Genomic DNA, 25,093 nt, shown 5'->3' on the forward strand with positions numbered 1-25,093 from the left:
TTCTCCGCATGAACTTTATGTGTACTTTGCATAGTACACCTTAGTTTTTCAATAACTTAAAGCTAATCTGATACCGATAAAAATCCACATTCCCCACTGCTGCCAACGCTCTGCGGATGCGTTGGTCATCTTCTAGCGCGATGATCGCGCCGCGCACGGTTTGGTTTTCTTCGGCGAGCTCGCTCATCACAAAGCCCATATAGCGCAGCACTTGGCCGACGACGGCGTCACTGGCGCGGCCTTTTTTTAGCTCGACGACTAATAGCTGCTTTTTATCTTTGCTGATCGCCAAGATATCCATCGGCCCGGTGTCACTTGGGTATTGCTGGCCGATGGGTTCGCCATCTTCGGTGAAAATATCGTAACCCTTGCCCAGCTCGGTTTGCGCCCAGTTGGCAACGAGGAAGTCTTCCAGATGTTTTTCCAGCGCAAACGACGTCGGGTCTTCGATTTCGGGATCTGTGCTGAGTATTTTGGGCGCGGCCTGCTGGCCGAGCAGGCTATCGATCTCGCTGGCGTATTTGCTGATCGTGCTCACCGTACCAATCGAGCCGCAAGAGTTGCGCAGCGCTTCGCTCATGTCGCTGCGCGCAATGGCGGCGAACCAGCGCACGGCGCGGCGATGCGGCAGGATTTCGCCCGTCAGATATTGATAATCGGCCAACACTTCACCGACGCGATACGTGCCCTGCCCATCGGGGCAGAGCACGATGTCGCCGTTTTGAATGCCTTTCGATATCGTCCACAGCACGCCGCAGGCCAAACCCGCTGCTACTTTGCTTTTGCTTGGGTTTTGTGCCAGCCATTGCGGGGCCAAAAAATGATTAAAGGCGCGACTATCCTCACTCAAAAGCGGCTGCAAATCTTGGTGAACGCTAAAGTGCGCCCCGATGAAGTTGCCCGCAAAACATTCGGCAGCGTACATCGAGTTGCGGCCTAGCATGACGCGATAGTAGTTTTTCATGAGTGCAGAGTTACTTAATTAGTTTCTCATATTCGGCTTTGACAACATTTGGAATGCTCGCTGGATCTAGCAGCGAAAGTGCATCTTTAAACCGAGATCTGCAATTTGAAGAATTTGCAACACGGCGGCCTAAAGAGTTTTCTTTTGAGGTCGCGAGATTGATCATTGCGGCAATTTCTTTTGGCGAAAAACCTTTGATCATTTGGCTATACGCTGGAATCGCTGCCCACGAAACGCCATGTCCAGCACCGATATAGCAGCAGCAAATAGTTGCAACATAATTATCTAAAACTGTTTCTGGAATAGCCCCTTGTTGAGATAGCTCTAACAGCCTTTCCGCAAATGCAGGCTCGTTGTAAAAGTTATTCATGCCATTGTGTACGTTCCAAAGCCGATCTACTGCGCGATAAAAAATACTGTGCCGCTCAGTTTCATTGAGAAGTATGAGCAAACCAAGCTTTTCAAAGAACTGTAAAGATGCTGTATGGCGAGGTTCATCGCCTTTCGCGGCATATTCAGAGTGCTTATTAATCAGATCTGATCTCAGAGACGATGTGAAGCTTAACTTTAACCCAGTGCACAGGTCTAACGAGTTAAGCCGTGCTGGCTCTGACGTATTCGGGTCGCAATAAATACCATGTACCATTGTTATCAAGATCTGTCTTTGAGCGTCGTGAGTCTCTTGAAGACGTTGGATCCATGTGCTGCATTGCGTCCCATTAAAGCGAGCACCTTTTACAGCAGCGATAAAGGCTTGAATTTCAACACCCTTGGGAGAAGAAGACTCAGCTAATGCGTAGCGAACACATCGATTTAAGAAGGTTGTAAATTCACGATCATTTACAGTTCCCAGTGTCGGGTGTGCAGCTGAAAAGTTATTTCGAATGTCGCGACATTGATCAAGAAAGAAGAAGCCGTCTTCATTAACTAAATTTAGCTTAAGGCAAAGCTCTAGCAGCTTACTGTCTTGAAGTTCAACCAAGTGTTTTTCTTCAAAATCGCTTTGCTGAATTTGTGCTACAACAGGAAGTCCGAAGTTTCTAATCTTTGTGCGAAGTTGCAGTATCGAAGCGTTCCAAATGTAATTCATCGCACCATCAAACAATCCGGTGCTGACCGCAACGCACATTCTGGCGACTAACTCACCCCTTAATGGCACTGGAATTTCACGCAGTTCACGGGGTAGATCCCGCCACGCGTATTGAATTTCTTCATCGCTAGCGAGCATTTCTCTCGGGATGCCAAGAGATTCTGTTAATACAGTCAGAGCCGGAAGCATTGTTGTCGGCAGTGAGGGCAGTGTTGGCTCTTCTTTTTTTACCAGTTCCATCGTTACATTCTCCCTTAGTTTTGAATTAGTCGAGTTTTTCCAGTAAGTAATTCTTGCATCATGCCTTGCTTGAGGGCGCGGGTTTTGTCGCGGCGGGCTTCGAGGGCGGTGATTTCTGCGTCCATATCAGAGAGAATTCTGGCGATGGTGATTTGTTCCGATATTGATGGGAGTGGAACTAGTGCATCTCTAACCTGTTTCAAGCTAATTTGTGGATAAGCTTGTCCTGTCGTAATGGTATTGAAGTCTTTTCTGATGCGAGGTTGTGAAAGCCAGTGATACAAATACGCTGGTGAAACTGTTGGTTTATTTATGCGAATTCGAGCAACATGCTGGTTGATGTTGGCGACTTCAAATTTTGAACTAAGTAAGACTACTCGCCCAACATTACCAGTAATCGTCATCAAAATATCTCCTGCACGTACTTCTCCCCTAATTAGGGTTTGATGTGCATCGTTTGAAATATACTTTGATTGCGTCAAATCAAGCCCGTTCTCTGAAACGCACTCACTTCTTAAAAATAAAACTCCACTATTTTGCCATTCAAATCCATATGTAGTTGGTGTCGATCCTTTTGTTATAAATGAAGTAAAGCTATCTATCTTTTCTAATGGCCACTCCCCACTAAACCCAGGTAGGCGGGTTTGGGCGGTTAGGAGTTGTTGCATGGCGGCTTGTTTGAGGTCGCGTTTTTTAGTAATCAGCGCGTCGAGCTGTGCGAGCAAGGCATCGACGTCAGAGAGGGCGGCGGCGATAGCTTTTTGTTCATCAACTTCTAATGGAATTGCTATTGGTGTATTTTTCAAAGACTCCAATGACAAGTTGCGTATCGTAGTGCCCGTTAATTCATTTTCAAAGTATTGAGAAACTCGCTGACTGGCCAAAGTGAAAGAAATAAACTCTTTTGAGACATCTTTCTTTAAATTTATATATGCCGCGCTTTTGCCCAAAACAACCGTTTCATTATTGAAAAATGCAATGTTTCCAATTGTTCCGTTGATGGATAGCAGAATGCTTTGTGGGGTTAATGGCTTTTTGAGTTGGTGGTATTCAACTTCGCTAACGCAATTTGTTTTTTCTGTAATGTGAATTTTGCCATTAACCAAATTGTTACCATTTACAAAATGATAGTCTGATTGATGTACGTATGACGGCGTTGAATGTATGCCATCACTGATTTCTGATGCTAGGTTACGCAGAGGAATTAATGCCCAATCCTTCGGAATCACTCCTGCATCCGTTAGCTTATACCCCTGCGGGACGGCTTTGCTCAGTTCCATGCCAACCCCATTTTTTTAAGGTGTTCGGCCACTTTGGCACTGAGCGTTTCTACTTCGGCTTCCAGTTGCGGCAGCGGTGTGGCGTAGCGTTCGGCCAGTTCTTTGATACGGCGGGTTAGGGTTTGGCTCACGCGGTCGAGCTCGCCTTGTACGCTGGCCTCTAGCGCGGCCAGCCATTTGTGTTCGACAACCAGATCGCAGACTTCCACTTGGCTGATCTGGCGGTATTGCTGCACGACCTTGGTGTCGAGCGCTTTTTGCGCGTCTTTGAGCTTTTTGCTGGCAGCGGCTTCTAACTCGGAAAGCGCCAGCCATGCTTTAAGCTGGGCAAGCTCTTCGGTTGCGCAGCTGTCTTTGGTGATGGCCTTCACGCGATCCTTGACGCTTTTGGTGCTGAGTTTGCCTTTTTCGGTTTTGGCCTCGCACAGCAGGCCATCTTCGCCGCCGTGCTCTTCTTCCATTTCTTCCATCTGGCGGGTGATGTCATCGCGCTGGCTTTCCAGTTCGGCCAGTTGCGCTGCCTCGGCAGCAAAGTAGTGGGCGATGATGAGGTCTTTGGGTAGTAGATCGGTATTGGCTTGGTCGTTGCTCCAACCCAGCCAGCCGCCGTCGCTAATTACCATCTGTACGTCGTCTTGCAGCGTGGTGGCCCAGTAGTCGAGCAGGTGCTGATAGAGATCGTAGTTATCAATCAGCGCGAGGTCGGCATGGCTGGCCAGTAGATCTTCGGCGATGGTGTGGATTAGCTGTTTGGGCTTGGTGTAGGGGTTGATGCCTTTGAGCTGCGGTAGCACGCGTGCTTGCCAAGCGCTGAAATGCGCTTTGGCGTTGGCATTAAAGGCGATGAATTCGGGGTGATTGAAAATGGTGGTTTTGATGTCGCTTGTGGCTACGGTGAGGTTGCTATAGCCGGGGTATTGGCTTGCAGCAAAGAGCTGTGAACGCATAGCGGGCAATACCTGCCAATAAGCTTGCAGCGCATCAATGTCACGATTTGGTATACCACCGCGCAGGTGGGCGGCGAGGTCTTGCAGATCTTCTGCATCACTGGTGTCGATGTAGCGCGGCAGATTCAGGTTGTAATCATTACCCGCGATTTCAGCCTGCGGCACGAGGCGGCTGTATTTGGGTGTTTCGTGTTGCTGAGTGAAGGTATCGACGATTTTGTGGATGTCTTGCTCACGCAGACGGTTTTTGTTGCCGTCTTTGATAAAACCTTTGCTGGCATCGATCATAAAGATGCCTTTGCGCGCAGCCGCGTGCTCTTTATCCAGCACGATAATGCAGGCCGGAATGCCGGTGCCGTAGAACAAATTGGCAGGCAGGCCGATGATGGCTTTGATATAGCCACGGCTCACGATCTCTTGCCGAATACGGCCTTCAGCGCCGCCACGGAACAGTACACCGTGCGGCAAAATCACTGCGGCTTTGCCGGTGGACTTGAGCGAGGTGAGCATGTGCAGCAAGAAGGCGTAATCGCCGTTTTTCTCGGGTGGAATTCCGTATTTAAAGCGATCGTAAAGGTCGTTAGCAGGGTCGAAACCACTGGTCCAAGATTTCGTAGAAAACGGAGGATTGGCGACAATGAAATCATGACGCTTGAGGCTGCCATCCGCTTCTTTAAAGTATGGATTCGCAAGCGTCCCATTATTGTGTTGCCAAATTTCAGCCGTAGGGCAATCGTGCAAGATCATGTTCATTTTGGCCAAGGCGCTGGTGGCGTTGTCCATTTCCTGCCCGTAGATCGTTAGATCGAGCGAGGTGGCGTGCTTGGCTTCGTCGTGCGCTTTGAGTAGCAGCGAGCCGGAGCCGCAGGTCGGGTCGTAAATGGTTTGATCGCCTGATTTGGCTTCGTGCAGATTGAGTACTTTGGCCATCACGCGTGAGACTTCGGCAGGCGTATAAAACTGGCCTTTGGATTTGCCTGAATCCGTGGCGAAATGGCGCATCAGGTATTCGTAGGCATCGCCCAGAATATCGTCGCCATCGGCGCGATTACGTGCAAAGTTGAGATTGGGGTTGTCGAAAATGCTGATTAGGTTGGAAAGCCTTTTAACCATGCCATCGCCATCGCCCAACTTATTTGGATCATTAAAGTCGGCTACATCGATCACGCCTTTCAGATCGTTGGCTTCGGCCAGCTTGGCGATAATGATGTTGATCTTGTCGCCAATTTCTTTATCGCCCTTGAGCGCCACCATGTCGGCAAAGCTACCGCCTGCAGGTACTTCGATCAGCGAATCACGCTGACCGGCGTATTTATCCGAGACATACTTCACGAATAACAGCACCAGTACGTAGTCTTTGTACTGGCTGGCATCCATCCCCCCACGCAGCTCGTCACAGCTTTTCCAGAGGGATGAGTAAAGTTCAGATTTCTTGATAGCCATGAGGTGCTCGGTAAGGTAATGCGAAGGCTTCAAACGCAAGGAAAGAGCCGCGTTTGGCCGAAAATGAGATGGTATAGATCATACCGTGCTGACGGGGGACTTTCTATTTTTTTTGCCCAAGAAAGTACTGAAGACCGCATGATTCTGTGGCGAAAGAATCATGAGTAACTAATACTGCAGCTAGAGCGTCATTATTTGGGGATAGCTGTGAATTTGGCTTCACTTCATTATATTGCAGCAATCAAAGATGCTGCTTATTTTATTAATTTGCTTTCGCGTGATGGTGAGCAAAAAATATTAATTAGCAAGGGTGGTGATTTTTACGGTCGCTTGGCTGTTATTTATTCGGCTATGAGAGGGTTTTATTCATTTAAGGCGGATTTTAAATTTAATATTGGTGATCTGGAGCGAGCGTGTGGTTTGGCGGCAAAAAAAACTAAATTGTCAGAGTTAACATCTACCGAGCGTGTGTTGTACTTTGCAATGCGTCTTAAAAATTATTCGTCTATTTTTGTTTTGCCTGATTTTGAAAATATTAAAGTTCATCCCCTTGTCGAATACTGCAGTGAAAATGGTGCTGAATTTCTTATGCAGGTACTCTACGATTTTGGTTTAGCAAATAGAGAGGAGGTTAATAAATGCGAGTTGCCTGACTTATTTGAAAAGGCGTTTTCTAAAGATAAACTGGATGTGGGTGAAATAAGGTCAATAGACAGGTCTGTTACTAAAAATAATGAAAGTGTGAGGGAGTATTTGCTAGGGTTGAATCGAATATACGGTGATATGTTGGTGTTGAGAGTTAATTTGTATCTTATTGATGGTGTTAATTCAGGGAAGGTAAGGATGGTTGATGTGCCTGTAGCAATAAAGTGCTTTCAGGCTTTTATGGTAAAAGAATTGAAAAGCAAAAAAAAGGCGCTCTTTGATGTTTATGGGTATGTGTGCAAGTTAGAGTTTGATAAATTAGGACTACATTTTCATTTAATTTTGTTAGTTCCACCTTCTCTCAAAGAGTGTGCCGAGCAGCATGTTCATCAGGTCGGGGCTGCTTGGAATTGGCACGTTAGCAATAACCTTAATACGTACCCTTTTTCTGGTGGGTATGTTCAGTCCTATCGCGGGTGTGAGTCTTCTGTATTTGATTTGCTGCATGCGGCAGACCCGAGCTTTATGGTTACAATAAATAAAATTTGTGACTATGTTTCGCTACAAGATCTACTGATGCGTTATGTTGATGGGAGGAAAGTCGTTGCTGTGCGACGGAAGTCACGGCCAGTGGTTGGCGCTTATATGGTTGAAGAGCAAATCCTGAAATACAACAAGTCAGGGAACCGAAGTATTTTTAAAGGGCAGTTGCCAAAGGTGGTGAAGAAAGTTCCGCGAGCAAGTAAGAAGCATAAGCAGGCAGGCTAGCTGATCGCGGAATTCAATTTTTAGCATTGTTGGTTCAAAAAAGAACCAACAAAAAGACCAACAATGATGTTGGGCAGGGTGGTAAACTGTGGGATTGCGTTGGACACAAAAAACCCCGCAAACCTAAGTTTTACGGGGCTTATTGTACTTCTCTGGACACCCTTGGAAAGGGTGGTGGTGCCAACACGAGACTCGATTATCCATCGCTAAGTCTTGTTACGTCAATAAATATTGCCATACTCAAACCCATATACCAACATTGATACCAACAATGCAAATTTCATGGGGGCGCTATGGCTGGAAAGTCTAAGGCTGATGGACTCACTTTACTCAAATTAAAAAGCCTGATTGCCGAAGAACGGTGCGCGATTGAAGAGGGGAGTGTTAAGCCTCCACGTAAAATTGCGTGCGGTTTTGGTCTCCAGCTCTGGGTTAAAGAAGATGCGATGTATTGGCGTTTACCATACCGATATGCAGGTAAGCAGAAATTGTTGGCGCTTGGCGTTTGTAGTCAGAGTAAAATTGACCTCGCTGATGCCAGAGCACGGGCAAGAGATGCTAAAGATCTTTTGGCCAAGGGGATTGATCCTTGCCAAGCACGAATCAATGAGCGCATTGCTAAAGAGCAGGCTGCTGAAAATACCTTTGAAGCAGTTGCACTTGAATGGCATGCAAAAGAGCTGGCAAGTGGCTCGTGGATTCCAAGCCATGCTGAACGGGTGATGAAGCGCCTGAAGGCGGATTTGTTCCCCACACTTGGCAAACGTGAAGTTAGCGATCTAAAGACCAAAGATTTGCTGCATCCTTTGCGATTGGTGATTAAACGCGAAGCATTCAATTTGGCTAAAAGCTATCGCCAATATATTACAGCCATCATGCGTTATGCCGTGCAAACGGGTCGTATTGATACAAACCCCGCTCTTGATTTGCAAGGCGCGATAGCAACACGAAAAACGGTGCATCGCCCTGCATTACCGCTAACAGATTTACCCAGTTTTTTACAAAAGCTGAAAAATTATGAAGGCCTTCTCGTAGTACAGAACGCAGTACGTTTTGCCTTGTTGACTGGTGCGCGTTCATCTGAGTTTCGCTTTGCGCGTTGGGACGAGTTTGATTTGTCAGCTGGCACTTGGACTATCCCAGAAAAGCGTGAAGCTATAGAAGGTGTTCTGAACAGCGAACGTGGTGAGAAAATGAATCGTGAAAGGGTGATTTATTTATCTACTCAGGTAGTGAGTGTCGTCGAGCATTTGTACGCACAAAATGGCCGTTCGATTTTTGTATTTCAAGGGCGAAAATCGGGGGCTCCAATTAGTGAAAACACTGTGAATGTTGCTTTGCAGAAAATGGGCTATGACACGAGTAAAGATGTTTGCCTGCATGGTTTTCGAACCATGATGGTATCGGGGTTGAATGAATCGTTGCAATTTACCCCTGATGCTATCGAACGGCATATCGGTCATGAGGGTGGCGACCGTATTCGCAGCATCTACAATCGTAATGCCCAGTACTTGGCAGAACGCCAGCGCATGTTGCAATGGTGGGCGGATTATTTGGATGTGTTGATGCTGGGGCAGTATAAGGAGCCTAGTGAGTTTAAAACTCTGTGTTGAAGTTGATGCGCTGATTTGGCATTCAAGATGCTGTGTTTAGGTTTAGAGTGCGCGCAGTAAAGGCGGGGTATATGCTGAGGCGCTGGTTTGTGGATTGTTCTCCTGGCCATACCTTGCATGAAAAGGCTTGTCGTTTGTGGTTGAGTAATTTTGTCGTTTTACATAACGTGGAAAGCAAACTACTTGCCCCTGGATATATTGGATTAGAAGTTAGTCAATGATTACTGCTTACCATGCTAAATACTACGCACACGAGTTAACCTGCCGCCATTCGGCAAACAGTGTTGATCGTTTATCACAATCATTATTCGATGCCACAGTCGATTTGAACCCCCATCAAATTGACGCAGCCCTTTTTGCGTTGCGTAATCCATTGCAGCAAGGAGTTTTGCTGGCAGATGAAGTCGGTTTGGGTAAAACGATTGAAGCGGCACTAGTGCTTTGCCAGTATTGGGCTGAGCGTCGTCGTCGCCTGATTATTATTTGTCCAGCAAGCCTGCGTAAGCAGTGGTCGCAGGAGCTGGCTGATAAATTTGCGCTTCCTAGCATCGTGATCGATGCGGCTGCTATCCGTAAGACAGGACTAACACCTGCCCGTGCACTGGAGCAGTTTTGCGGCAAGCGCATTATGATCCTTTCCTATCCGTTTGCCGCGAAGCTTGCCGATCAGTTAGTTGCTCTGCCTTGGGACTTGGTGGTGATAGACGAGGCCCATAAGCTACGCAATGCCCACCGCACTAGCAACCGTATCGGCCAGGCGTTAAAAGTTGCATTCAATGGTCGTCGCAAATTACTCCTAACAGCTACACCATTACAGAATTCCTTAATGGAGTTGTATGGGCTATCCACGCTTCTGGATGAGCATCTGTTTGGCGATGAGGTCGCATTTCGTAAACAGTTTATGAATGGATCAGGAGATCCTGATGGTTTGCGACAGCGAATTGCTGGATTTGCAAAACGTACACTGCGCAAACAGGTACTCGAATATGTGCGTTATACCGAACGTCGTGCTATTACCCAGCCTTTTAACCCGACTGATGATGAACATCGTCTATACGAAGTCATTTCCACCTTCCTGCAGCGTGAACATTCCTTCGCCTTGCCCAAGCGGCAGCGCCACCTGACTGGCCTGATTCTGCGCAAATTGCTGGCTTCCAGTGCCCACGCGATTCTGGGAACGCTACAAACCATCCGCGAACGCCTGCAGCGCAAACTGGATGGGTTGGCGGAAGACCCCGAGTTCATCGCCAAGCTGATTGAAGATGAAGACTTGGAAGACGAGTATCTGGACGAACAAGAACTGGCAGATGATGCAGAATCCTCGAACGAAGACATCATCGACGTATCGGCCCTGCGTGCAGAAATTGCCGAGATCGATAGCTTTATCGATCGTGCATCTGCGCTAAACACCGACACCAAAGCACAAGCCCTGCTCAAAGGGCTCGAAATCGGCTTTGCTAAGATGGCCGAGCTTAAAGGCCCACGAAAATCAATTGTTTTTACTGAGTCCAAGCGCACGCAAGAATATCTGGCCCGTTATTTGGCAGCCCATGGTTACGCTGGGAAGATTGTTACTTTTAGCGGCACCAATAGCGGGGAGGAATCCACTGCTATTTACAAAAATTGGTTTGAACAATACAAAGGCACTGATCGGGTTACCGGTTCACCTCAAGTAGATCGCCGCACTGCATTGATTGATCAATTCCGCGATCAAGCTGAGATCATGATTGCCACTGAGGCCGCCGCCGAAGGCGTGAATTTGCAGTTTTGCGCGCTAATCATTAATTACGATTTGCCATGGAACCCGCAGCGCGTCGAGCAGCGGATTGGTCGTTGTCATCGTTACGGCCAAAAGCATGACGTGGTCGTGATCAACTTCCTCAATACCCGAAACCAAGCCGACCAGCGTGTGCTGGAATTGCTCACTGAAAAATTCCAGCTTTTTTCCGGTGTGTTTGGCGCATCGGACGAAGTGCTAGGGCGTATCGAATCTGGTATCGATTTTGAACGGCGTATTGCTCAAATCTACGATAGCTGCCGTCAGCCCGAAGATATTCAAGCCGCATTTAAAGCCTTGCAGCAGGAGCTAGAAGCCGATATCACTGAAAAAATGCGTGAAACGCAAAGTCAGCTTATGGAGCACTTTGACGAAGACGTGCACGAGCGACTGAAAATTCAACTTGATGCCGCAGAAGCCCGGCTGGATCGTATTGGCCGCTGGTTCTGGGAAACCACCCGCTATGCTCTGCGTAACCAAGCCCGCTTTGAAGAAAGCAACTACGCCTTCTCACTGCAACAATCTCCACTCAGCCATGTTCCAGTCGGGCGTTACCAACTGGTTCGGGGCGCAAAGCAGGCAGATATGCTTGCCCATGCTTACCGTTTAAATCATGTGCTAGGGGAATGGAGTGTAGAACAGGCACGAGCTGCTGCCACACCAACGGCACAGATAGTTTTCAACTACAGCGATCACCCTACCAAACTGTCTGTTATTGGCGATTTAACTGGTAAAAGCGGCTGGTTGCGGCTTGATCTACTCACTGTCAGCACGCTTGATGCCGTTGAAAATCTTATTTTCACAGCTTTAACTGACGATGGCGAGCTGCTCGATCAGGAGTGCTGCGAGAAACTCTTCATGGTTTCCGCCAAAAGCGAGCCCAAAAAATTGGTTGAGTCAGAGCCCTCCATGTTGCAGGCCAACAGTCAACGTCGCATTGAGGCGCGAATTGCTGCGTTTGTTGAAGAAAACCAGCGCACCTTCATGGAGGAACGCGATAAATTGGAAAAATGGGCCGAGGACAAATTACTCGCCACAGAGGAATCATTGCGCGACACCAAGGCTCGTATTGCACAACTGAAGCGAGATGCACGTAAAGCTAGCTCGCTAGAAGAGCAAGCGAGTATTCAAAATGAACTAAGTGAGCTAGAGCGTCAGCAGCGAAAACAGCGGCAAGCTGTTTTTGATGTCGAGGACGAAATCATAGCTCGGCGCGATGAACTGATTGAAACGCTGCATCAACGTATGCAAGAAGAAACTGAAACTCAAACACTTTTTACCCTGCGCTGGCAGTTGGTATAGATCGCTTAACTATCTGAAATAAGGAACGCTTTATGGAAAATCAAACCGCCCAATTGGGATGCAGCCCTAATGCATTAGCCGAGCGTCAAGCTGAACTGTTGGCTTTACTGCGCCAAACTGCCCCGGAAGTGATTAGCGACAATCAAATTGATATTGAAAAATTAAAAGAACTGATCGGACAGGAAAGCATTGCTCCAGCGGAACACTACGAACTATCTTGGGCAGGCAAAGCTGCTGCACGACGCGAAATTCAGAAAAGCACAAGCCACACCCTACTGCCTACTGCAAACAATCCGGCAATAGCACCGCACATGCTGATCGAAGGTGAAAACCTCGAAGTGCTGCGAGCACTGCAAAAATCCTACCATGGCGAGGTCAAGATGATTTACATCGACCCGCCGTACAACACCGGCAATGATAGCTTTGTTTATCCTGACGACTATTCAGAAACTCTGGATGAATACTTGAAGCGCACGGGCGAGAAAAATGAAGCTGGTTATTTGAATAAACAAAGCCTGTGGAAAAAGAACAGCAAGGAAAGCGGCCAATACCATAGTGCTTGGTTATCGATGATGTATCCGCGTTTGTATTTGGCTCGTAATTTGTTGAGGGATGATGGGCTTTTATTTATAAGTATTGATGATCACGAGGTGGCAAATTTAATTCAAATTTGCGATGAAATTTTTGGTAGTGAGAATTTCATTGGTTCAATGTCGTGGCTTAAAAAAAGAAAGGGTAGCTTCTTATCTAAGAAATTGGTTTCTATTACGGAGTGGGTTCTTGTTTACGGGAAGGGTCAAGATGTGAGATTGTTTGGCGGGGTTGCTGATGAAGACGAGTCGCAACCGTTGATTAAAAGAACAAACTCAGTAGGTGTTCTTAATTTTCCTGCTTGCAAGGTTAAGACGAAACTTAAAGATGGGGTTTACCATAAAGGGAGCTATGGTGAGGGTACTAGCTCAGTAAAATTATTGAACGATGTGGTTGTGGAGTCTGGTTTAATTAAAACCAGCTTTGCATTGGAGGGGCCATTTGTCTGGGGGCAAAAATATCTTGATGATCAATTGGTAAATGGTGCAGTTTTGATTGTTAATACAATTAATTTCCAGGTCAGAGCATTTAAAGCCCCCGATCCACAATCCCACAAAGGTTTAGCTACATTCATTGATGGTGTTTCATTGGGAGCAACTAATGAGGATGGGTCAGAGCAGTTAGAGTCGCTAATGAACATCGAAGGAGTAATGAGCTACCCTAAGCCAGTAAATTTCGTAAAACACCTTGTTGCCTCTGCGACCCACTGGGACGCAGATGCAATTGTGCTTGATTTTTTCTCCGGTAGTGGCACAACAGCTCAAGCCGTCATGGAGTTGAATATTGAAGATGGCGGTAATAGAGAATGCATTTGCATACAAATGCCTGAGCTACTTGAAGAAGATAGTGAGGCATACAAGGCCGGTTATCGCACTATAGCCGACATTACCCGCACACGAATTGACAAAGTCATAGACAAACTCAAGACTAATTTCCCTGATAAAACGGCAGATTTGGCTTGCGCACAGTTCACACTAGCACCTTCCAATTTCAAGGTGTGGCGTGGCGATGTGAATGATGAAGCCGCGGTTCGTGAACAACTCAGTTTGTTCCAGAGTGCGGAGAAGACCGGGCATGCGCCGCAAGCGGCGGATGCCCAAACGGCCATGCTAGCTGAATTGCTGCTGAAGCACGGCCTAGGAGCGCTGGGCGTGCATGCTATCAGCAAGCCAGTTTCGCTGGCTGGTGTCACAGTTCATCGTGTGCTGCTAAACGATGATAAGCAACTGTGGCTATGTTTTGAGCCCTATACAGCCGCCTTGAAGGATGAAATTGTAAAAGCAAAGCCCGCACAGGTGATTTTGTTGAACTCGTGTTTTGTCGGTGATAATGCAGATGAATTACTTTCTAACTTACAGTTAGAGCTGGCAGGCCTCGATATTGGTTTGACCGTGATTTGAGGTTGCCGACATGACACAATCTATGAAACTTCAGTTTACCCACCAGGATTACCAAAAGCGCGCAGTCGATGCTGTGGTCCAGGTGTTCGATGGCCAACCTTTGGCAAATTCTGATTTCTCACTGGCTAGCCAGAATGCCAGCGTGGAATACGCCAACGATGGCAGCATTGGTAATGCACTCAAGCTATCTGATGAAGCCTTGCTTGCCAATGTGCAGAAGGTACAGAAAGCCAACGGTGTTGCGGAATCGGCAGAACTGGAGGCTTCCCGCTCTGACAATGGTCAGGAGGTTTTTTGCCCGCTGAACTTTACGCTAGAAATGGAAACGGGCACTGGTAAGACCTACACCTTTATCAAAACCATGTACGAATTGAACAAGGTGTACGGGTTCAAGAAGTTTGTGGTGGTCGTACCGAGCGTCGCAATTCGCGAAGGCACGATGAAAAATCTGCAGATCACGCGCGAACACTTTGCCGCTGATTATGCCAATGTACCTTGTGTGCCGATGCTGTTTGACAGCGGCAAGCTCGGAGACTTGCGACACTTTGCCCAAAGCGATGCTTTGAGCGTGCTGGTAATCAATATTGATAGTTTTACCAAGGACAGCAACAAAATTAATCAGAAGGGCGAACGGGCTTTTGCGCCGATTGAATACATCAAATCGGTCAATCCGATTGTGATTGTGGATGAGCCACAAAACTTCGAGACGGACATTCGCCGCCGTGCGCTGTTGGAGCTGAACCCGCTGTGTACCCTTCGCTATTCCGCTACCCACAAAAATCCCTATAACCTGCTGTATTCGTTGAATCCAGTTCAGGCTTATGATCTGGGGCTCGTTAAGCAGATTGAAGTGGATGGTGTCCTGGCCGATGCAAGCCACAATCAGGCATTCATTGAGCTAATCAGCATCGATGCCAAAGCTAAAGGGATTACAGCCAAGGTCTGCATCGATGTAAATGGAAAAAATGGCCCTGATCGCAAAGCGGTGACTCTCAAGCTAGGCGAGGATTTGCTCGACAAATCCAAGGGTCGTGATGTGTATGCCGATGGTTATATTCTCAATGAAATCCGTGCTGAAGATGGCGAAATTGAGTTTTCTGGCGGGCGTGTGTTGACTCTGCACGAGCAGCAAGGCGGGCTGGAAGAGGATGTAATGCGCTTCCAGATTGAGCGCACCGTAGCCGCCCACTTTGCCAAACTGAAAAATCTGCAGGATATTGGTGTAAAGGTACTTAGCCTGTTTTTCATCGACAAAGTGGCTAATTATCGCTCTTTTGATAAGGAGGGTAATCCAGTCCCGGGCAAATTTGCTGAGTGGTTTGAAGAGGCTTTCAATAGATATGCCAGCAAATCTCACTACAAAGATTTGATTCCTCACGCTGCCAATAAGGTGCATAACGGGTACTTTTCTGGGGACAGGAAAATCCATACTCCATTTGAAGAGTTTAAGATTAAATCTGGAACTTCAAAGGCGGATGCTGAAGGTAGTGCCTACTCATTAATTATGAAAGAAAAGGAAAGGCTGCTGAGTAATGATGAGCCTTTGCAGTTCATCTTTAGCCATTCGGCCCTAAGAGAAGGTTGGGACAATCCGAACGTATTCCAGATTTGTACCTTGAATGAAAGTCATAGCGCATTAAAAAAACGTCAGGAAATTGGTCGTGGTTTGCGTTTGTGCGTGAATCAAAAAGGAGAGCGAGTTCTAGATAAACGGGTGAATGTATTAACCGTGATTCCGAATGAAAGCTATGAAGCATTCGCCAAAGCGCTGCAGACCGAGATTGAAGATGAAACAGGGGTTAGTTTTGAAAACCGAGTGAAAAATGCTCGCGCCAAAGTTCGCGTAAAACGCAAGGTGCTGAGCGCTGAAGAAGAAGCATTGTTTAAGGCAATTTGGCAGAAAATCAGTTATCAAACTCGCTATAGCGTAAAACTTGATACCCCTGAGTTGATCGATAAATGTAAAGCTGCGTTGGCTGATTTGAATCAGTACCCTAAGGTACAACCGCCGAAGATCCGCGCACTGAAAGCCAAGCTCGTGATGAACGCTGATGGCGTTCATGGTGTTGAAACTGGCATGGGCAGCACGGAATCGAAAATGGAATCAATTGTTGTTCCCGACGTATATGCTTATATCCAGAATCGTGTGCACTTGTCTCGTTCAACGCTATTTTCAATTCTGGATGGATCAGGGCGTCTGGGGGAAATTTTGATCAATCCACAGGCCTTTTTGGATACAGCGATTGCAGCAATTAAGCATTGTCTACAAGAACTGCTGGTCAAGGGAATTGAATATCACCAGATTAATGGCCGTCGCTACGAAATGAACCTTTTTGATGGAGAATTCGAGACTTATCAAAGCAGTATCTATCCGCCAGTAAGCGATGCATTGACAACCCAGGTTAGCAAAACGTTGCTAGAGGCGCAGCAACTTGATGAGCAAAAGCAAGCTTTAGGTGATGCTTTTACTTGTGTTTTGAGTGAAAGTACACCGGAAAGTCAGTTTGCACATGACTGCTCAATAGATCCCAATGTGAAATTTTTCTTCAAGCTACCGACAAAATTCCAGATTGCTACTCCGTTGGGCTCTTACAACCCTGATTGGGCTGTAGTGTTTGAGGATGATGCCCGTGTGTATTTTGTTGCAGAAACCAAATCCAGTACAGTGATGGGGGAGCGGCGAAGTAAAGAAAACCTGAAAATCGAATGCGGTCGCGGGCATTTCAAGTTGATGCCAGATGTGGTTTTCAAAGATGTGAAAAATCTGGATCAGTTGGTTGCCAAGTGAATTTGCTTTGAATTTTTGGATATGTGGATTAGAGAATGGCGATTTTCAAGAATACTGCTGGCAAACTCCATAAGCTAAATATTTTGCCACTCGACAAAGAAAAGGCGCTGCAAAAGATGGTTGAAAACAACCTAGTGGTGGCGCTTGATCTTCATTTTCTGGCTAGTGAGTACCCGACCACGTTTGGTGGCCGGATTGATACCTTGGCAGTGGACTTGAATGGTGCGCCTGTGATTATCGAGTACAAGCGCAACAAGAATGACAACGTAATCAATCAGGCGCTTTCCTACCTGAAATGGTTGAGAGCTCAGAAATCGGAGTTTTTCCGAATGCTGATGATTGACAAGCTTGGAAAGTCGCTTGCTGATTCAATCCCTCTGGACTGGAATAATCCACGAGTAATTTGTGTTGCCGAATCCTACAGTAAATTCGACATGGATACGGTCGAAGTGGTGCCGTTGCGGATCGAGCTTTTTAAGCATCGGTTTTATGAACAGGATATTTTTAGCCTAGAACCCTTGAATGTACCCGAGTCTCAGGCCGTAGCACTTTCGACAGCACCGGTGTCGAATGATCAAGAGGTGCCGAGTATGGATGGTTGCATTGCCAGTATCAAATTACTCAGGAGTAAAGCGAACGAAGGAACCCGCCATCTTTTCGATGCCATGCAAGAACAGATCCTTGCATGGGACGAATCTATCGAAGAAAAGGCGACTACGCTTTATGTGGCGTATCGAGTGTCGAAAAATTTTGCAGAAGTTCATGTCCAGAAAAATCAATTACGCATCCATCTTCGCCCGATGGACTACCAAGATCCTCGTGGGTTGATCGAAAAAATCCCAGATGGCTACAACTGGACCATGAATCGGCGCGTGTATTTGAGTGCGATTGATGACTTGGACTATGTGATGGGGCTGGTTGAACAGTCCTATCAATCCCTACTTTGATTTCGCACATCTATCGGCTTTACTGGTTTTGATGGAGCAAAAAAACAAAAATTGACTTCATTTTTCACTTGTTGAAAGGTTGATGGCATGCGTACTCCAGAAGAGATTAAAAATCACAAAGCTTTAATGAAGGAGATTGCGGAATACTCCGATGACGATAAGCGGCATGAAAATATTCTAAAATTTGCTAATTGTTGCGAGGCAAGTCTTGGTGAGGTGGAGGGCTTTGTTCGCAATAATCCGGATAAAGTAAATCAATTTTTTGATAATTTAGGTAGGGCTGGACTAAGCTATTCTTCAATAGTGTCCGGGGCGAGCTATGGCTTAATTGGTGAATCAATAGGTCAGATAAACTCAACTAACGATTTACTTGATTTTTTTCTAAAAATTAAAGAGTTTATTTTGGCTGCAAAAATGAAGCGCTATAATTCCAGAGATCTTCAGTGGAGTTATTTGGTGTATTCGATGACATGGGTTGCAATATTAAAGGGGTCATTCCTTTTTGGTGATAGCGAACATCATTATTTGGCGGCAGTAAAAAAAAGAACGAAAGCAGCACAAAAAAAAGGAGGGGATAGTAAGGCCGCCAACTATGAGGAACACAAACAATTTGTCTTTGCCCGCCTCGATTATTACAAGCGTATTGGGAAAACTTGGAGCACTATGAAAGATGCGGCAAGGATTATTACTCCTGAGCTAATAAAATCATCGCACTATAATCAAAATCCACTCAAGTTAGATGCAGAAGAAAGCACGGTTTTGGAGTGGATTCGTAATCATCCAGACAGGGAAGGATGGTTTGGTGAACGATAAAATTTCTTTTTAGCACAGCAAATCACTGCAGCGGCGGTAGGTTTTATGCTTCTCACTGTGTTCGGAATTGTCCGACACTGTTTAGAAGGAAACCTTTATGTCCATGCCGCTTAGCGCTGTCAGTGGCAGTATCCCATTGCAGATTGTGCGCCCAGCTGAGGCGCAAAGAATTACTGGACTCCCTCGTTCAGTTTTTTATGCCAAGCAAAAAATTAATGACCATCTCTACGACCCCACCTTTCCAAAGTCCGTAAAACTTGGTGCGCGTGCGCGTGGCTATATCCTCCAAGAGCTACAGAGCTGGATTGAAGCACGCATGCTTGAACGTACTTCGGCTTTGAACTCTGTTGTCGGCGGAGGTGCGAATTGATTGAATCTAACTTTCAGCCAAAACCTCCAATCCATGTATTGCCATCTTTAGCGCGTGATGCAGCTTGGGAAGCTGTGACAAATATGCAATCGCCAGAAGCCTTGCCTTTTTCTTCGGCACTACTTGCAATGACATTATGCTGTCAACATTTGATTGATGTTCGTCGTTTAGCAGAATTAAATTCACCATGCACACAATACTTTCTAACAGTTGCGGAGTCTGGTGAACGTAAAACCGCAATTGATAATTTGTTTATGAGGCCATTTACTGAGTATGAATCAGAAGCACAAATTAAGTATGAAACACTCTATAAGGAATATTTGATCGAATACCAAGCTTGGGAAATTGAGCGCAATGGCTTGGCTAAACAACTTGCGCGCACTACGTTGAATGACGAAGAAAAAACACAAGCAAAACGAGCTTTTAAAGCTCATGCTGCAATGGAGCCAGTTAAACCAGTTTTGTATCGTACTTTGTACACGGACGCCTCGAAGGAGGCACTAATTCTATCAATGCAAGAAAATTGGCCTTCTGCTGCGCTTGTCTCTAATGAAGCGGATGAGGTATTGAATGGGCAAGCAATGCGAAGTTTTGCTATTTACAACTCATTATGGGATGGAAGTGATATAGCCATAGATCGTAAAAGTGATGTGCCTATTCGTTTACGTGATGCTCGACTTAGTATTTCATTGCTTCTTCAGCCGGTAATTTTGCAAAAATTCTTAAGTAATCGCGGAGAGGAGGCAAAAGGCTCAGGATTGCTTGCTCGTTTTCATGTGTGCTTTCCTTCAAGCACACAAGGCACACGTTTTATCCACAACCCTACGCAATCTTGGGAGCATTTGCCAAAGTTTCATCAGCGTGTGCGAGAACTTCTTGAACAAAGCCAAGCAGCTGATCTGGATGCTAGCAAACGAATCACACTACAATTTACTACTGAAGCTCAGCAATTCTGGATTAGTGAATACAATGCTTTTGAAAAAGAAGTTAGTCCTGGAGGCTCTTTAGTATTAACTAAGGAACATGCTGCAAAATCAGCAGATAACATGGCAAGGCTTGCCGCAATCTTTCATTTCTTTGAAGGTCATGAAGGGGATATCAATTTAGAGAGCATTCAAGCAGCAAGTGCTGTTATTCGTTGGTATGAAGATGAATTTGTTCGTTTATTTGTTCCCCCTGCTAAACCACCTCAAGAAGAGAGTGATGCTTTTGATCTTGAGTTCTGGCTGCGTGGCGGACAACACAATGGAGTAATGAATGGTTGGCGTTATATTCGCAAGAATTTTATCCGTCAACATTGCCCAAACCACTTGCGAGAGAAAAATCGATTGAACCTTGCATTGAGCCAACTTGTGAAATGCCAACGTATTACTTTTTTTTCGAATGGTAAAACTACTTTTGTTGATTTGCTGCCTTGGCTGCAATTTGATCATCCACATTGGTTGGCCGCAATTGAGGCCTTCAAGTCGCGAGACTAATGTGTAAGGGAGAAGAGAAATATCAATATATTCATACTTCAATATGCTATTCCTGCTATTAGTAGCAGGAATAGCAGTTACAATGCCCTTTAGGGGGAACTACACTACCTACGTTTTTCGTAGATAAACTTAATACCCTAAATTTGGTGCGAATTAATCTTGTTAGACATTTCCCCCCTCCCAAACGTTCTGAATCGGCGAAAACTGTCAGGAAGCCTTAGCTTGGTTTCTTCGCTTTCCTTGACCAGATAACTCACGACCCTGAGCAGGTTCTGCCTGCCTAGCCCATCATTCCGGTGAATCTTGCCAATGCCCAATGTACCGGCCTCTGCAAAGACGGCTTCATCCCGGTTGCTGCAGTAATACTCGCCATAGCCACCATTGATATTGTTCATCCAGTATTTCCCTAGTCCATGCCCTAGCGTTAATGCCTGTTGCCGCTCGACCTCGTCGTAAAAGAACAGACAGTGAAAATGAAAGCCACGTTGATCGCCACATTCCATCGCCCACATGTAACCAAGCCTATGGTTATTGAGCCAAGTTTGTTTAATGTTGTTCAGAAAACGCTGAAATGCATCGCGTGCATGTTCAGCTTCGTATTGAGCGATATGGCCATATGAAAAAGACAGATCAACCCTGACTACCAACATTCTGGCCTTTTTGAATAAATAATCGATGTATTCACTCGCGCTATCCATGTTGTGTTGGCTGTCAATAGTCCAACTTGGATTGCTATGAAAGGTTGGTTGTGTGTTGTATGCGTTCATGATTTTCCTCGGATTGGGTAATGAGTTGTTTGTTATGAGGTAAGTTATTTTTCTATCAAGTAAATTGCTAGTGATTGAATGCATGCTAACAATAAGCCAATATATAAACAGAGTATGGTTAATAAAATAAATTAAACAAATAGAATAATAAAATACCCGCGGCATAGAAATACTAAACGCTCGTAAATCAATCGATATCTAAAAGAATTGTCGGTGTTTTTCTGTGTTTTTATTCTCTGCATAATATACGAGTTATTTCTGTAAAAATTAAATGCAAGCGTTCAAAAATAATTCAGACACATATCACCATGATGAACCCTAGCCACGAATAGTTTTTGGTATGGGTGTCTTTTTCATTTCTTAGCGCCTTGGTTTAACTGACCAAGGCTTTTTATTTTCTGGAGAACTCAAATGTCCCATCTCGTCGAATCTATGGCTTTTGTTCGTGAAACTCCGTGGCATGGCCTCGGTAATCATTTGTCGGAACAGCAACCGTTGAATGTTTGGTTGCATGAGGCCGGAATGAACTGGTCGATTGATCAGAGCGATGTTTTGTTCAATGTGTCGCCGACCGGCATGCATATTCGCGCGCATACCGACTCCAAAGTGCTGTATCGCTCGGATACGCTGGCTCCCTTGTCGGTGGTATCGAATCGCTATCAGGTGGTGCAGCCATCTGAAGTTCTGCATTTTTATAAGGATTTGGTCGAGGCTGGCGGGTTTGAGCTGGAAACGGCTGGCGTACTGAAAGGTGGTCGCAAACTGTGGGCGCTGGCACGCACCGGCCAAGAAACTCTGCTCAAGGGCGGTGATCGGGTCAAAGCCTATTTGTTGCTGGCCACCAGTTGCGACGGATCAATGTGTACCACGGCGCAATTCACTTCGGTGCGGGTGGTGTGCAACAACACCTTGCAAATGGCCGTCGGCGATTCATCTGGCGCAGTCAAAGTGCCGCATTCGATCAAGTTCGATCCGGCGTCGGTCAAGGATGCGCTGGGTATTGGTTTGTCTGGCTGGGAAGTGTTTATTGCAAATATAAAGGCGCTGACGCAGCGTCCGATTTCGGCTATCGAAGCGACGCAGTTCTTTGGCGATGTATTGGATGAACAGGTGCTGGACATGGAAGGCACACCCGCTTCGCGTGCGATGCAGCAGCTCACAGCCTTGTACAGTGGCGCAGGCATGGGGGCGTTGCTGCCGGGTTCACGTGGTACGGCCTGGGGTTTACTCAATGCGGTGACGGAATATGTCGATCACCAGCGTCGTGCACGCAATCAGGATTACCGGCTGGATTCGGCGTGGTTTGGACAAGGCGCGCAACTGAAAGGCAAGGCCTTGAATCAAGCATTGTTGCTATTGCAGTGATTGTTCGGTAGTTAGTTGCTTCCTTTCCCTGCGAGGCTTGGCAGAAAAACAAGAACCGTTCTGGTGTAGGACGGTTCTTGTTATGTTGAAATGCGGGGGCCGGTTTTTCGACCTTGGCGGAAACTAGTGAGCCTTGGAGGTCTGTCGGACTCGGGACAGTTCAGTGCGTGCTAGTGGCACTCTATTCGTAGGATTTCCCAATTTTTGCAAAGAGTGCTTCAAAGCGAGCCAGCACTTCAGGGTTAAGGGTGGTTGCAGATAGCATAGGAAGAACTGCTTGTGCTACGCGGTAATGATTAAATCCGCCATCCTTTAATAAATTAATTCCCTTCGCTTTAAGCCATTGGTTAATTCGTTCGACGATACGAGGATGCTGTCCAAGCTCTTCTTCAGTAACTCTAATACCAGCAAGTTCTTTGGTGTAGGCCAAATTGAATGCATCAATATATAAATTTAGCGGTAATAAATCTTCGATGTCTGCCTCTGCTGGCTGGGGATCGATGAACATGGAAAAATCAAGTACACGCTTACGTTCTATCAGCTTCTGTCGTATGAGATCTTCCAGTTTCTGATGAGGTGCGCTCGCACGATCATGTAGCACAGCAAGCTTCAACTTGTTTGAACCGAGTAACGCAACAAAGGTGGCTAGTTTATCTAGCCCACCGACGGGAACTAGAATCGTATCGCCTAATCCCAACTTGCCTTCTGCCTCCAGTAACGCCGCTAGATGCTGCAAAACAATAAGATCGGCAGGCCCTTCGACAAGCAAATTCTTCTTGGCGATGAACAAGTTTTGTGCAATTGAATAGCCCAGTGCAGCCTGTAGTGGAAAAAGACTTTCGTCCGATGATCCGGCAAGGTCTCCCGTGACTTTGGTTCCCTCCTTGACCCGATCTTCCACCACACGCACGTCCTCTAAGCGCGCACTGTCCACCATAAAGGGAGAGTGCGTCGAGTAAATGATTTGATGCTGTTTTGACAGCTCTCGGATGTAAGTCAGAAAATCTGCCTGGGCGAGAGCGTGCAAATTCAGTCCCGGTTCATCCAAGAGCAAAATAAGCTGATCCGTAGTTTCTGCTCTTGACTGCACCGCGTCGAACCAGACTAAGAAACTGAAAAACCAAATGAAGCCTTTGCTTCGCTGGTCGAATGGAACGGTTACGCCATGACGCCGGTTTTTAATACGGATGTAGAGATTAACTCCGGTATTGAATGGGGGCACATCTTTGGAATCAGTCTTAAGGTCAAATTCGACATCAAGGTCTTGGTTTTGCTTCCAGAACTCAAAAATTTTGTGCGTGATGTCGAGGCTGATCGCTTCTAACTTAGCCTTGGCTGACTCGTAGCCTTCTTCACCTATTAGCTCCTCAAGCGTCGTCCCTGCAAGCTCAATAAGACCCTGAGCAGTTTCGTCAGCATCTGTCATTTGACCTGCCGCTGTACGCTGCTGTAGCGATGGAAGGTTGATCTTTCCCTCCAAGAGTTTGTAGTCGTCAAAATAGAGGAATTTCGGAAGTGCAGGTGATAAGTAAGCCTTCCAAACGTGCCCATCGATTGGCCCCCAACTTGGAGTACTCTTGGCTTTGCCACGCCACTCCGCCGCGAAGGCGGCTAGCTTGCTGTCGGCGGGTAAACCAAGTTCCTCAATGCTTGTCAGGACATCGGTTAATGACACAGCATTAGCGAATACTTCTTCCTTGTGCTCAAGATCACCTAGAGACTTGTTAAGGGCTGTGATCGCGACGCCCTCATCTATCTGAAAGGCAATGGAGTGCGTGTTGCCGAACGTGCTACTACGGGTAAAGGTGGTGCCAGATGCCACAACTTCAGTTCCACCGAAGACTTCATTATTGATTTTGTCTGCGAGTTCCTTGCTGATGCGAAAGGTTAGTTCGACTACTTTTTGGTAATTTTCTGCATCATGTGACGGGCGATAGCGCACCAAATCTTTACGAGGATAATCCGCAATGTAGTTGTACTTGACTGCTTCAAGCGCTCTAGCTTTATGTAAGGCTTCTAGGAAGGCGGTCTTTCCAGACTCGTTTTTGCCAACGAGCACTGTGACATGCGGCGAAACCTCAACGGGTGTCGAATCCTCGATGGACTTATATTTCCATACCTGAGCTTTGACTAGTGCCAGCACATACCCCCCCTTAGATGCAGCGGAACAAGAACATACGTATGATGCCAATTTATATCTAATAAGTCCAACTAACGATGTTGGTAAAAAGAAATTTTAAAGAAAGGATTTGGCGGTACTGTTAAGAGTGGATTGCCTGGATGCAAAAAACAATTTCATGCCTCAGTCCGCTACCTAAAAAATCTGCTTTGGCCGATTTTCTGTCCTTAGACGTGCACCAGATACAACAAAGCCGTTGATTGCCCCACTCACCATTAACTGCATCTCCATAACGATGCGCCAGCGTCGTTGATTGTTCTTATTTTCTCGTCACCCCTAGCCCGGTCAGGTTCGCCTGCCGGGCTTTTTTGTTTTTGGAGGTTTCA

The 25,093-nt window shown here is 46.3% G+C and carries 16 protein-coding genes; 10 read left to right on the forward strand and 6 right to left on the reverse strand.

Annotation, left to right across the window (positions count from 1 at the left end):
- Nucleotides 1-40: 40 nt before the first annotated feature.
- From ACG2XO_RS09280 to ACG2XO_RS09295, 4 genes are read right to left on the reverse strand one after another with little or no spacing between them, the layout of a single operon-like run.
- Nucleotides 41-964: an endonuclease NucS domain-containing protein gene (locus tag ACG2XO_RS09280; protein ID WP_410497698.1), complete on the reverse strand. Its 924-nt coding sequence runs from the start codon at nucleotides 962-964 to the stop codon at nucleotides 41-43.
- A 10-nt stretch (nucleotides 965-974) separates the two neighbouring features.
- Nucleotides 975-2,294: a hypothetical protein gene (locus ACG2XO_RS09285; RefSeq protein ID WP_410497699.1), complete on the reverse strand. Its 1,320-nt coding sequence runs from the start codon at nucleotides 2,292-2,294 to the stop codon at nucleotides 975-977.
- A gap of 14 nt (nucleotides 2,295-2,308) precedes the next feature.
- The gene (locus ACG2XO_RS09290) at nucleotides 2,309-3,574 is read right to left on the reverse strand and encodes a restriction endonuclease subunit S (protein WP_410497700.1); all 1,266 of its coding nucleotides are present in this window, start codon (nucleotides 3,572-3,574) and stop codon (nucleotides 2,309-2,311) included.
- Nucleotides 3,565-5,964 (reverse strand): type I restriction-modification system subunit M, encoded by a 2,400-nt coding sequence (locus tag ACG2XO_RS09295; protein ID WP_410497701.1) that lies wholly within the window; start codon nucleotides 5,962-5,964, stop codon nucleotides 3,565-3,567. The genes ACG2XO_RS09290 and ACG2XO_RS09295 overlap by 10 nt, the downstream gene beginning before the upstream one ends.
- Before the next feature lie 207 nt (nucleotides 5,965-6,171).
- On the opposite strand from ACG2XO_RS09295, the gene ACG2XO_RS09300 reads away from it, so the two are divergent.
- The 9 genes from ACG2XO_RS09300 to ACG2XO_RS09340 all read left to right on the forward strand — a co-directional run bounded on the left by ACG2XO_RS09300 (nucleotide 6,172) and on the right by ACG2XO_RS09340 (nucleotide 20,456).
- The gene (locus ACG2XO_RS09300; RefSeq protein ID WP_410497702.1) at nucleotides 6,172-7,377 is read left to right on the forward strand and encodes a hypothetical protein; all 1,206 of its coding nucleotides are present in this window, start codon (nucleotides 6,172-6,174) and stop codon (nucleotides 7,375-7,377) included.
- 293 nt (nucleotides 7,378-7,670) lie between these two features.
- Complete coding sequence (locus ACG2XO_RS09305) at nucleotides 7,671-8,990, forward strand: tyrosine-type recombinase/integrase (RefSeq protein WP_410497703.1); 1,320 nt, start codon at nucleotides 7,671-7,673, stop codon at nucleotides 8,988-8,990.
- Between the two features lie 217 nt (nucleotides 8,991-9,207).
- Entirely contained in the window at nucleotides 9,208-12,069 is a 2,862-nt protein-coding gene (locus ACG2XO_RS09310; RefSeq protein ID WP_410497704.1) for an SNF2-related protein, read from the forward strand.
- Between the two features lie 32 nt (nucleotides 12,070-12,101).
- Nucleotides 12,102-14,060, forward strand: a complete 1,959-nt coding sequence (locus ACG2XO_RS09315; protein ID WP_410497705.1) for a site-specific DNA-methyltransferase — start codon at nucleotides 12,102-12,104, stop codon at nucleotides 14,058-14,060.
- A 22-nt stretch (nucleotides 14,061-14,082) separates the two neighbouring features.
- Nucleotides 14,083-16,848, forward strand: a complete 2,766-nt coding sequence (locus ACG2XO_RS09320) for a DEAD/DEAH box helicase family protein (RefSeq protein WP_410497706.1) — start codon at nucleotides 14,083-14,085, stop codon at nucleotides 16,846-16,848.
- 35 nt (nucleotides 16,849-16,883) lie between these two features.
- On the forward strand, nucleotides 16,884-17,795 hold the full coding sequence (locus ACG2XO_RS09325) for a DUF5655 domain-containing protein (protein WP_410497707.1): 912 nt from the start codon (nucleotides 16,884-16,886) through the stop codon (nucleotides 17,793-17,795).
- Nucleotides 17,796-17,882: 87 nt separating this feature from the next.
- Entirely contained in the window at nucleotides 17,883-18,608 is a 726-nt protein-coding gene (locus ACG2XO_RS09330; RefSeq protein ID WP_410497708.1) for a hypothetical protein, read from the forward strand.
- 97 nt (nucleotides 18,609-18,705) lie between these two features.
- Nucleotides 18,706-18,978: a helix-turn-helix transcriptional regulator gene (locus ACG2XO_RS09335; protein WP_410497709.1), complete on the forward strand. Its 273-nt coding sequence runs from the start codon at nucleotides 18,706-18,708 to the stop codon at nucleotides 18,976-18,978.
- Nucleotides 18,975-20,456: a YfjI family protein gene (locus ACG2XO_RS09340; RefSeq protein WP_410497710.1), complete on the forward strand. Its 1,482-nt coding sequence runs from the start codon at nucleotides 18,975-18,977 to the stop codon at nucleotides 20,454-20,456. The genes ACG2XO_RS09335 and ACG2XO_RS09340 overlap by 4 nt, the downstream gene beginning before the upstream one ends.
- A 137-nt stretch (nucleotides 20,457-20,593) precedes the next feature.
- Here the strand turns inward: ACG2XO_RS09340 and ACG2XO_RS09345 are convergent, their stop codons facing one another.
- Nucleotides 20,594-21,223, reverse strand: a complete 630-nt coding sequence (locus ACG2XO_RS09345) for an inovirus-type Gp2 protein (protein ID WP_410497711.1) — start codon at nucleotides 21,221-21,223, stop codon at nucleotides 20,594-20,596.
- A 411-nt stretch (nucleotides 21,224-21,634) separates the two neighbouring features.
- On the opposite strand from ACG2XO_RS09345, the gene ACG2XO_RS09350 reads away from it, so the two are divergent.
- The gene (locus ACG2XO_RS09350) at nucleotides 21,635-22,588 is read left to right on the forward strand and encodes a DUF932 domain-containing protein (RefSeq protein WP_410497712.1); all 954 of its coding nucleotides are present in this window, start codon (nucleotides 21,635-21,637) and stop codon (nucleotides 22,586-22,588) included.
- A gap of 181 nt (nucleotides 22,589-22,769) precedes the next feature.
- Here ACG2XO_RS09350 and ACG2XO_RS09355 read toward each other — a convergent pair whose 3' ends face one another.
- Nucleotides 22,770-24,731, reverse strand: a complete 1,962-nt coding sequence (locus ACG2XO_RS09355) for an AAA family ATPase (protein WP_410497713.1) — start codon at nucleotides 24,729-24,731, stop codon at nucleotides 22,770-22,772.
- Between the last annotated feature and the right edge of the window lie 362 nt (nucleotides 24,732-25,093).

It is taken from the genome of Chitinibacter sp. S2-10 (assembly GCF_046530675.1).
Lineage (GTDB): Bacteria > Pseudomonadota > Gammaproteobacteria > Burkholderiales > Chitinibacteraceae > Chitinibacter.